At 72.1% G+C, this 7,991-nt stretch carries 5 protein-coding genes and 1 pseudogene; 5 read left to right on the top strand and 1 reads right to left on the bottom strand.

Translation table 11 applies throughout. From position 1 onward, the window contains the following. Window positions 1-327: 327 nt before the first annotated feature. Complete coding sequence (locus D7V80_RS39030; protein ID WP_120592874.1) at window positions 328-2,931, top strand: pitrilysin family protein; 2,604 nt, start codon at window positions 328-330, stop codon at window positions 2,929-2,931. Window positions 2,932-3,007: 76 nt separating this feature from the next. Further along, window positions 3,008-3,874 (top strand): 50S ribosomal protein L11 methyltransferase, encoded by an 867-nt coding sequence (locus D7V80_RS39025; protein ID WP_120592873.1) that lies wholly within the window; start codon window positions 3,008-3,010, stop codon window positions 3,872-3,874. A 235-nt stretch (window positions 3,875-4,109) separates the two neighbouring features. Here the strand turns inward: D7V80_RS39025 and D7V80_RS39020 are convergent, their stop codons facing one another. Further along, window positions 4,110-5,105 (bottom strand): asparaginase, encoded by a 996-nt coding sequence (locus tag D7V80_RS39020; protein WP_158616776.1) that lies wholly within the window; start codon window positions 5,103-5,105, stop codon window positions 4,110-4,112. Between the two features lie 121 nt (window positions 5,106-5,226). Here D7V80_RS39020 and D7V80_RS39015 point away from each other — a divergent pair, with 121 nt between their 5' ends. From D7V80_RS39015 to D7V80_RS43770, 3 genes and pseudogenes are all read left to right on the top strand, one after another. Next, a complete protein-coding gene (locus D7V80_RS39015) occupies window positions 5,227-5,961 on the top strand; it encodes a 16S rRNA (uracil(1498)-N(3))-methyltransferase (protein WP_120562573.1) in 735 nt (244 codons plus the stop codon). A gap of 109 nt (window positions 5,962-6,070) precedes the next feature. After that, complete coding sequence (locus D7V80_RS39010) at window positions 6,071-6,337, top strand: GlsB/YeaQ/YmgE family stress response membrane protein (RefSeq protein WP_120561959.1); 267 nt, start codon at window positions 6,071-6,073, stop codon at window positions 6,335-6,337. 167 nt (window positions 6,338-6,504) lie between these two features. Further along, a pseudogene (locus D7V80_RS43770) lies at window positions 6,505-7,991 on the top strand (hypothetical protein); the annotation flags it as partial.

Raw genomic sequence — 7,991 nt, 5'->3', positions numbered from 1 at the left:
GAGGGGGGAGGCTTGGGAACCGCGAGCGGCCTGGTAGGGGCCGGAGCGGGCGCCGCCACGGGGGCGTCGCCTTCATCCAGCAGTTCCTTCAGGTCCGCGAGCGGATCCGCCTCGTCCGGGGGAGACGGCATGTGCGCGTCCCAGGTTACCGACCACGGGGGGTTTCCACCAGTTACGCGATGGAAACCGCGCCGCTTCGCCTGCCTGGTGGGAGGCGGACGGCACGGTCCGCTCGACGTGGAGGGGGCGGGACGTTAGCCAATGGAGCAAACATCACACCTCGCCTTGCCTCTCCTCGGGAGGGGATGACAGCTTCGGACCACTCCTATGGCCATCCGCTACACCCTGCCCAACGGGCTCACCGTCGTTTTCGAGGAGCAGCACGCCGCCAAGGTCGCGGCCTTCCAGGTCTGGGTCAAGGCCGGCAGCGCGGACGAAAGGCCGGACCAGGCCGGACTCGCCCACCTGCACGAGCACATGCTCTTCAAGGGCACGGAGCGCCGGGGGCCCGGTGAAATCGCCCGGGACATCGAGGCGCACGGCGGCGAAATCAACGCCTGGACGTCCTTCGACCAGACCGTCTACCACATCGTCATCGCCAGCCAGTACGCCCGCACGGGCCTGGACATCCTGGGGGACGCGGTGCGCCGCTCCGCGTTCGACAAGGACGAGCTGGCGCGCGAAATCGAAGTCGTGTGCGAGGAGATCAAGCGCAGCTACGACTCGCCGTCGCGCCGCGCCTCCCGCGGGCTGTTCACCACCGCGTTCCAGACGCACCCCTACCGGCTGCCCGTCATCGGCACCGAGGAGAGCGTGCGCAGCTTCACCCGCGAGAAGGTGCTGGAGTTCTACCACCGGCACTACACGCCCAAGAACCTGGTGCTGTCCGTCGCGGGCGACCTGAACGAGGCGGAGCTGCGCCAGTGGGTGGAGGAGATCTTCGGCGGTGACTGGGGCCGCCCCTACGCGGGTCCGGTGGAGCGTCCGCGCGACGCAGCCCCCACGGGCCGCCGCGTGCTCGTCCAGACGGAGGACGTGAAGGAGGTCTACCTGCACCTGGCCTTCGCCATCCCGGAATTGGAGCACCCGGACGTGCCCGCGCTGGACGTGCTGGCGATGATCGCCGGCCAGGGCAATTCGTCGTGGCTGGTGCGCGAGGTGAAGCGCCGCCAGCACCTGGTGAACGACGTGCACGCGTCCGCGTACACGCCCAAGGACCCGGGCATCTTCTCCGTGTCGCTGACGCTGCCGCCCACGCAGGTGCAGAAGGCGCTCACGCAGACGGCGCGCGTGCTGGAGGCGATGCGCACCACGACCGTGCCCCTGGACGAGCTGCGCACGGTGCAGGCGGTGGTGGAGGCGGAGTCCGTCTACCGCAAGGAGACGGTGCAGGGCACCGCGCGCAACCTGGGCTCGTACCAGACGTCCCCCGGGGGCCTGGAGTCGGAGGCCCGCTACCTGGAGGACATCCGCAACCTGAAGCCGGAGGACCTGCGCCGCGTGGCCCAGAAGTACCTGCGGCTGGAGCACGCCGTCGTCACCGCGCTGGTGCCGCCCGCCGCGGAGCTGACGGAGGCCCACGTGCACGCCGCGCTGGATGAGGCGGCGAAGAGCCCCGGCCTCACGCCCCCGGAGCGCGCCGCGAAGCAGCGTCCCCCGGACGCCCCGCCCCGTCCGGCCCGGAGCGCCATCGCGTCCGCGCGTTCGGAGGTGGTGCAGGAGAAGCTGCCCTCCGGCGCCACGCTCATCATCCGCGTGGAGCCGCACGTGCCGCTGTTCTCCATGCGCGCGGCCTTCATTGGCGGCGCGCGCTACGAGACGCCCGAGAACAACGGCATCACCACGCTGCTCAGCCGCACCCTCACCAAGGGCACCACCACCCTCAGCGCGGATGACATCAGCCAGCTGGGGGACCTGTACGTGAGCAACATCAGCGGCCAGGGCGGCCGCAACTCCATCAGCCTGAAGGCGGACTTCCTGTCGCGCTACTTCGAGCCCGGCTTCCGGCTGTTCGCGGACGTGCTGCTCAACCCCGCCTTCCGCGAGGAGGAGGTGGCGCGGGAGCGCGCGCTGCTGCTCCAGGACATCCTCACCCGCGAGGACAAGCCGTCGAGCGTGGCCTTCGAGCTGTTCTCGCGCACGCTCTACCAGGAGCACCCGTACCGGATGTCCCTCTTGGGTGAGAAGGCGTCCGTGGAGGCGCTGGGGCCCGAGCAGCTGCATGCGTACCACCGCGCGCACATGGACCCGTCGCAGATGACGCTCAGCGTGGTGGGCGACGTGGACGTGGATCAGGTGCGGGCGCTGGCGAACGAGTACTTCGGGAAGTCGCGCGGCGGCGCGGTGGCCCCGAAGCAGGTGCGGCCGGAAGCGCCTCCGTCCGCTCCGCGCACGGAGAAGCAGGTGCTCGCGCGCGCGCAGACGCACCTGGTGCTGGGCTTCCAGGCGGCGCGGATGAACGACTCGTGGCGGGTGGTGCTGGACGTGCTGTCCACGGTGCTGTCGGGCCAGGGCGGGCGCCTCTTCATCGAGCTGCGCGACAAGCGCTCCATGGCCTACAGCGTGAGCAGCTTCTCCATGGACGGGTTGGAGCCCGGCTACTTCGCCGTCTACATGGGCACGAGCCCGGAGAAGGTGGACGCGGCGGTGGAGGGCATGCGCCGCGAGCTGCAGCGGATCCGCGACGAGCCGATTCCGGCCGCGGAGCTGGAGCGCGCCAAGCAGCACATCATCGGGGCGTATGAAATCGACCTGCAGCGCAACAGCGCCCGCGCGACGCTGCTGGCGCTGGACACCTGCTACGGCATCGGGCTGGACAACTTCCTGCACTACTCCGAGCACGTGGCGAAGGTGACGGCGGAGGACGTGCAGGAGGTGGCCCGCCGGGTCATCGACTTCGACCGCATGGCCATGGCCATCGTCGGGCCGTAGGTCCTCCCATCGCGAGCGTGGAAGCGTCACGACGACGGCGCTTCCACGCCGCACCGGGTGCGGTAGAAGGGGCGCCATGTCCCAGACCTACCTGTCACTCACCGTGGATATCGCGGAGGACTCCTCCGAAATCCTCCAGGACCTGCTCCATGAGGCCGGCGCCCTGGGCCTGGAGGTCCGCGACGCGGAGATGCCCACCATGCCGGGCATGCGCGCGCCCGTGAAGGGCGAGTCCATCGTCGTCGCCTACTTCGAGGACCGCGAGAGTGCGGAAGAAGCCCGCGACGCGGTGGCGGAGAGCCACCCCAACGCGCGCCTGTCCCTGGATGAGCAGCCCCAGCAGGACTGGAGCAACGAGTGGAAGTCGCTCATCAAGTCCGTGCAGGTGGGCCGCCTGTGGGTGGGCCCGCCCTGGGACGTGGCGAACGCGCCGGCGGACAAGGTGAAGCTCGTCATCGAGCCGAAGATGGCCTTCGGCACGGGGGACCACCCCACCACGTCGCTGTGCCTGGCGGCCGTGGATGACTTCATGTCCACGCACCCGGGCGCGAGCGTCCTGGACGTTGGCACCGGCACGGGCGTGCTCGCCATCGCGGCGAAGAAGCTGGGCGCGGGCCACGTGGTGGGCACCGACAACGACCCCATCTCCGTGGAGCTGGCCCAGGAGAACTGCGCGGACAACCAGACGCCCGACCTGGACATCTCCGGGCGCGAGCTGACGGAGGTGTCCGGCACCTTCGACCTGGTGCTCGCGAACATCCTGGCCAACACGCTGATTGAGTTGGCGCCCCTCATCGTGCCCAAGGCGAAGGACCGGCTGGTGCTGGCCGGCGTGCTCGCGCACCAGCGCGCGGACGTGGAGGCCGCGTTCCGCAACCTGGGGTGCACCGTGCTGGAGGGCGCGCAGCAGGGCGAGTGGGTGCGCATCGACTTGAAGCGCTAGAAACAAGAGGGGGTCGGGCAGCGAACGCGAAGGCTCGCCCACCCGACCCCATCTGGACTCGCGAGGCTTTCCCCCTTGGCGTCAGGACCTCGCGAGTCCCGCCGTGTGCCTGGCGGACATTGCAGTCCGCGTGCCTGCCGCTGAGTCCTCGGAGTTCCAAGGGACGCGGGCGCGGTTGTAGCGGAGCCGGTTACAGGGCTCCCGGCGCGTGTGACCTTCCGCGCTACAGCGGGCCTCAGACGAACGCGAGGGTTCCGGCCGCGCGCAGGGAGCCCACGGCTTCGTTCCGGGTGTTGAGGATGCGCGGCTCCGCGTGATGCTCCAGGCCCGTCATGGGCAGGGACAGGCCCTGCTGTTCCGCGATGAGGCGCAGGACGCCGAGGAGCGCGGGCGCGGCGCAGCGGGCGTCGCCATCCTCCACCTTGACGGCCACGCCCAGTCGGGCCCGGGGCAGCGCGGCGCAGTAGACGCCCTCCGCGCCAATCTTCACCACGGCCTCTCCCCCGAAGGCCGTCATCAGGTCCGTGCACGCGCGGCCTTTGCCCGCGACCAGCTCCGGGTGCGCGAGCATGGCCTCCCGCAGGCGGCGCGCGGCGGGCGCTTCCGAGACGCCGAAGCGGGCCCACGCGGTGGCCATGGCGCTGAGCGGCAGGCCGAAGCAGACGGCGAGGCAGCCGTCCACGGCCTTCACGAGCGCGTCACTCGGCAGGCCCGTCCACTTCGCGATTTCCTCCTGGATGCGCTCCTGCACCGGGTGGCCGTCGCTGGCGTAGCCGTGGACGTCCCAGCCGTGGTGCCGCGCCAGCGCGAGCATCCCCGCGTGCTTGCCGGAGCAGTTGTTCCACCGGGGCGTGAGCACCACGCCCGCCTTGAGCGCCTCCTCCGCGACCGCGGGCGACAGCGGCGGGTGCGGGCCGCACGCGAGGTGGCGCTCCTCGCAGCCGGAGGCGCTCAGCATCTGCATGGCGAGGGCGCGGTGCACGGGCTCGCTGGAGTGGGACGCGCACGAGAGCGCCAGCTCGCGCGGGCCGAAGCCGTAGCGGTCCGCGGCGCCGTCCTGGACCATGGGCAGCGACTGGAAGGGCTTCGCCGCCGAGCGCCAGAAGGTGACGCGCTCCGGGTCGCCCGCGTACGCGACGCGCGTGCCCTCCGCGCTCACCACCGCGACGGACACGGTGTGGAGGGATTCGACGAAGCCGGAGCGGGTGGACTCGATGACGAGGGTGGCCATGGGCGTGGGGCGCGCCATAGCAGGAACGGGACAGGGCCGGGCGCTCGCTGATTTCGGAAAGGGAACCTCTGGACGCCTGGAGGGCTATCCTCCGGGCGCCCTCCCCTTCAAGGAAGCCGCCGTGGTCCGCCTCTTCGTTCCCCTGCCCGACCCCGCTCCCGCCGACGTGACGCTCACGGGCGAGCGCCGCCACTACCTCGTCCACGTGCTGCGGTTGGAGGACGGCGACGCGCTGGAGGTGTTCGACGGCAAGGGCCGCGCCTTCGAGGCGCGCGTCACCGGGCTGGACGCGGAGTCCGTGCGGCTGGTGCTGGGGGCCGTGCGGGTGACGCCGCCCGCGCGCGAGATGAGCGTGCTCCAGGGACTGCCCAAGGGGGACAAGCTGGAGCTGGTGCTGCAGAAGGGCACGGAGCTGGGCGCCACCGCGTTCCATCCCGTGGCCACGGCGCGCAGCGTGGTGAAGCTGGAGCCGAAGCGCGCCGAGGAGCGCACCCAGCGGTGGGCGAAGATCGTGGAGGAGGCCGCGCGCCAGTGCCGGCGCGACGACGTGCCGGTGGTGCATCCGCCCCGGCCGCTGTTGGACGCGGCGCGCGCGCTGACGCCGGGCACGCTGCTGCTGGTGTTGGATGAAGAGGAGTCCGCGGTACCGCTGGGCGAGGCGTTCCGGAGCGTGGCGCCGGGGACGCCGGTGGCGCTGGTGATTGGCCCCGAGGGCGGGCTCGCTCGCGAGGAGGTGGACGGGCTGAGAGGGCTGGGCGCGCGGCCGGTGACGCTGGGCTCGCGCATCCTGCGCACGGAGACAGCGGCGCTCGCGGCGCTCGCGGTGATGCAGCACCTGGACGGGTCGCTCGGTTAGCAGGCGGGCGGACAGTCCCTCCCTGCATCCCGGGTCACGGATCCGTGTGGTGATTCCTACGTTTCTGCCATTCGGGACCTGGCGGGTCCCTCACACGGGAGAGACTCTCATGGGGATCATCGCATTCATCATCATCGGCCTCATCGCGGGCCTCATCGCCCGGGCCATCCTGCCGGGCAAGCAGAGCATGGGGCTGGTGGCCACGACCCTGTTGGGCATGGTGGGTTCTCTGGTGGGCGGCCTCATCGGCTCGCTCTTCGAGCGCAACGGTCGGCTGTTCGACCTGCATGCCTCGGGCATCATCATGTCGGTCGTGGGATCCATCATCGTGCTTCTCCTGGTGGGAGCAGCGGGACGGCGCCGCGTCCACGCCTAGCGTGAGGCGCCCCACACGCACCGTCCCCTGAGGGAGGGTTGTGATGGCGCGAACGAGCCCCTGACGGTTCCTCGGGCGAGGGACCGGCGGGGGCTTGTCCTTTTCTTGCTACAGGCCTGAATGCGGCCTTTCATGGCGACGGTTGTCCGCGTCACCGGGAGGATCCGTTGTCCAAGTGCCTGAAGTGCGGCGCCTCGCTGCCGCCGGTCGGAGATTGCCCCGCTTGCGCCGCCAATGCCGCGCGCCCACCCGCGGTGGCCCCCGTCCCGAGCCTGCTCGACCGCGACATCCATATTGATCGCCGCAAGGCCGGGGACCGCATGGCCCAGGACACGGGTGGCGACCCCATCACCCTGAACAGCGAACCGATGGAGCCGGAGACGCTGCGCGGCACGCCGGCCTTCGCGATGGAGCCGCCTCGCGGCCCTGTCACCCCGCCGGGCATGACGCCGACGGTTCGTCCGGGAATGGCGCCCGCGCCGCGCGCCGCCGCGCCCCGGCCGCCCGCGCAGGCTCCGGCCGCCGCGCCCCACGCGGATGCGACGATTCGCGCGGCGGCTCCGACCGCGCGTCCTGCTTCGCCCCAGGCGGCTCCAGCGGCGCGTCCTGCCGCGCCCCACGCGGATGCGACGATTCGCGCGGCCGCTCCGGCCGCGCGCCCTGCCGCGCCCCAGGCGGATGCGTCCCAAGCGGATGCGACGATTCGCGCGGCCGCTCCGACCGCGCGCCCTGCCGCGCCCCAGGCGGATGCGGCGGTTCACGCGGCGGCTCCGAGTGCGCGCCCTGCTTCGCCCCAGGCGGGTGCGGCGGCTCCGGCTGCGCGTCCTGCTCAGCCCCAGACGGATGTGTCCCACGCGGATGCGGTGGCTCCGGCTGCGCGTCCTGCTCAGGCCGAGCGCGCCCCCGCGCCGCACGCGGAGGGTCAGGCGGTCCGGGCTCCCGCGCAGCAGGCTCCCCGGGCAGCGGCACCCATGCCTCCTCGCGCCACGCCTCCCGCGGGGAACACGCCTGCTGGCGCCGTGCAGCCTCCGCGTCCCGCCGCGCCGCCTCCGGGTGTGGCGCCGGTGGCCGCCGTCCCCCCGCGCGCCGCACCCACCGCGGCCCTGTCGGAGCCGGGCTTCCAGAATCCTGGCGTCGCCGTGCCTCGCGCCGCGCAGCCTCCGGAGCCCCGCCCGGGCTCCGCGCCCACGCCGGCCTACGGCACGGAGCCGCACATTCCGCGCCCCCAGGCCGCCTCGGGCCAGCCTCGTGGCAACACCGCCCAGGGGGCGCCCGGACTGCCTCGCATGGACGCGCCGGCCCAGGCCGCCTCGGCCCAGCCGCGTGGCAACGCCCAGCCCCAGGCTTCCGGCTTGCCGCACATGGCTCCAGCCTCGCAGGCCCAGGTCTCCGGCCTGCCCTGGATGGATGGTGCACAGTCCCAGGCCCCCGGTCTTCCCCGCCCCGCCGCCGGACCGTCGTCCGCCGAGCACTGGGATGCATCGCAGGCGTCTTCCGGCCTGCCCTTGATGGATGCTCCCGCGCAGGCCTCCGGTCCGTCTCGCCGGGACGCCGCTCCGGTCCTTCCCGTCATGGAAGACCCGGCCATCCTGCCCCCGCTGGAGACGCCGGCCTTCGCGACGTCCCCGGCGACTGCTCCGGGAGTGTCCCGCAT

Origin of the sequence: Corallococcus sp. CA054B (genome assembly GCF_003611625.1) — a bacterium.
Lineage (GTDB): Bacteria > Myxococcota > Myxococcia > Myxococcales > Myxococcaceae > Corallococcus > Corallococcus coralloides.
This window is presented reverse-complemented; position numbering and strand designations above follow the sequence as displayed.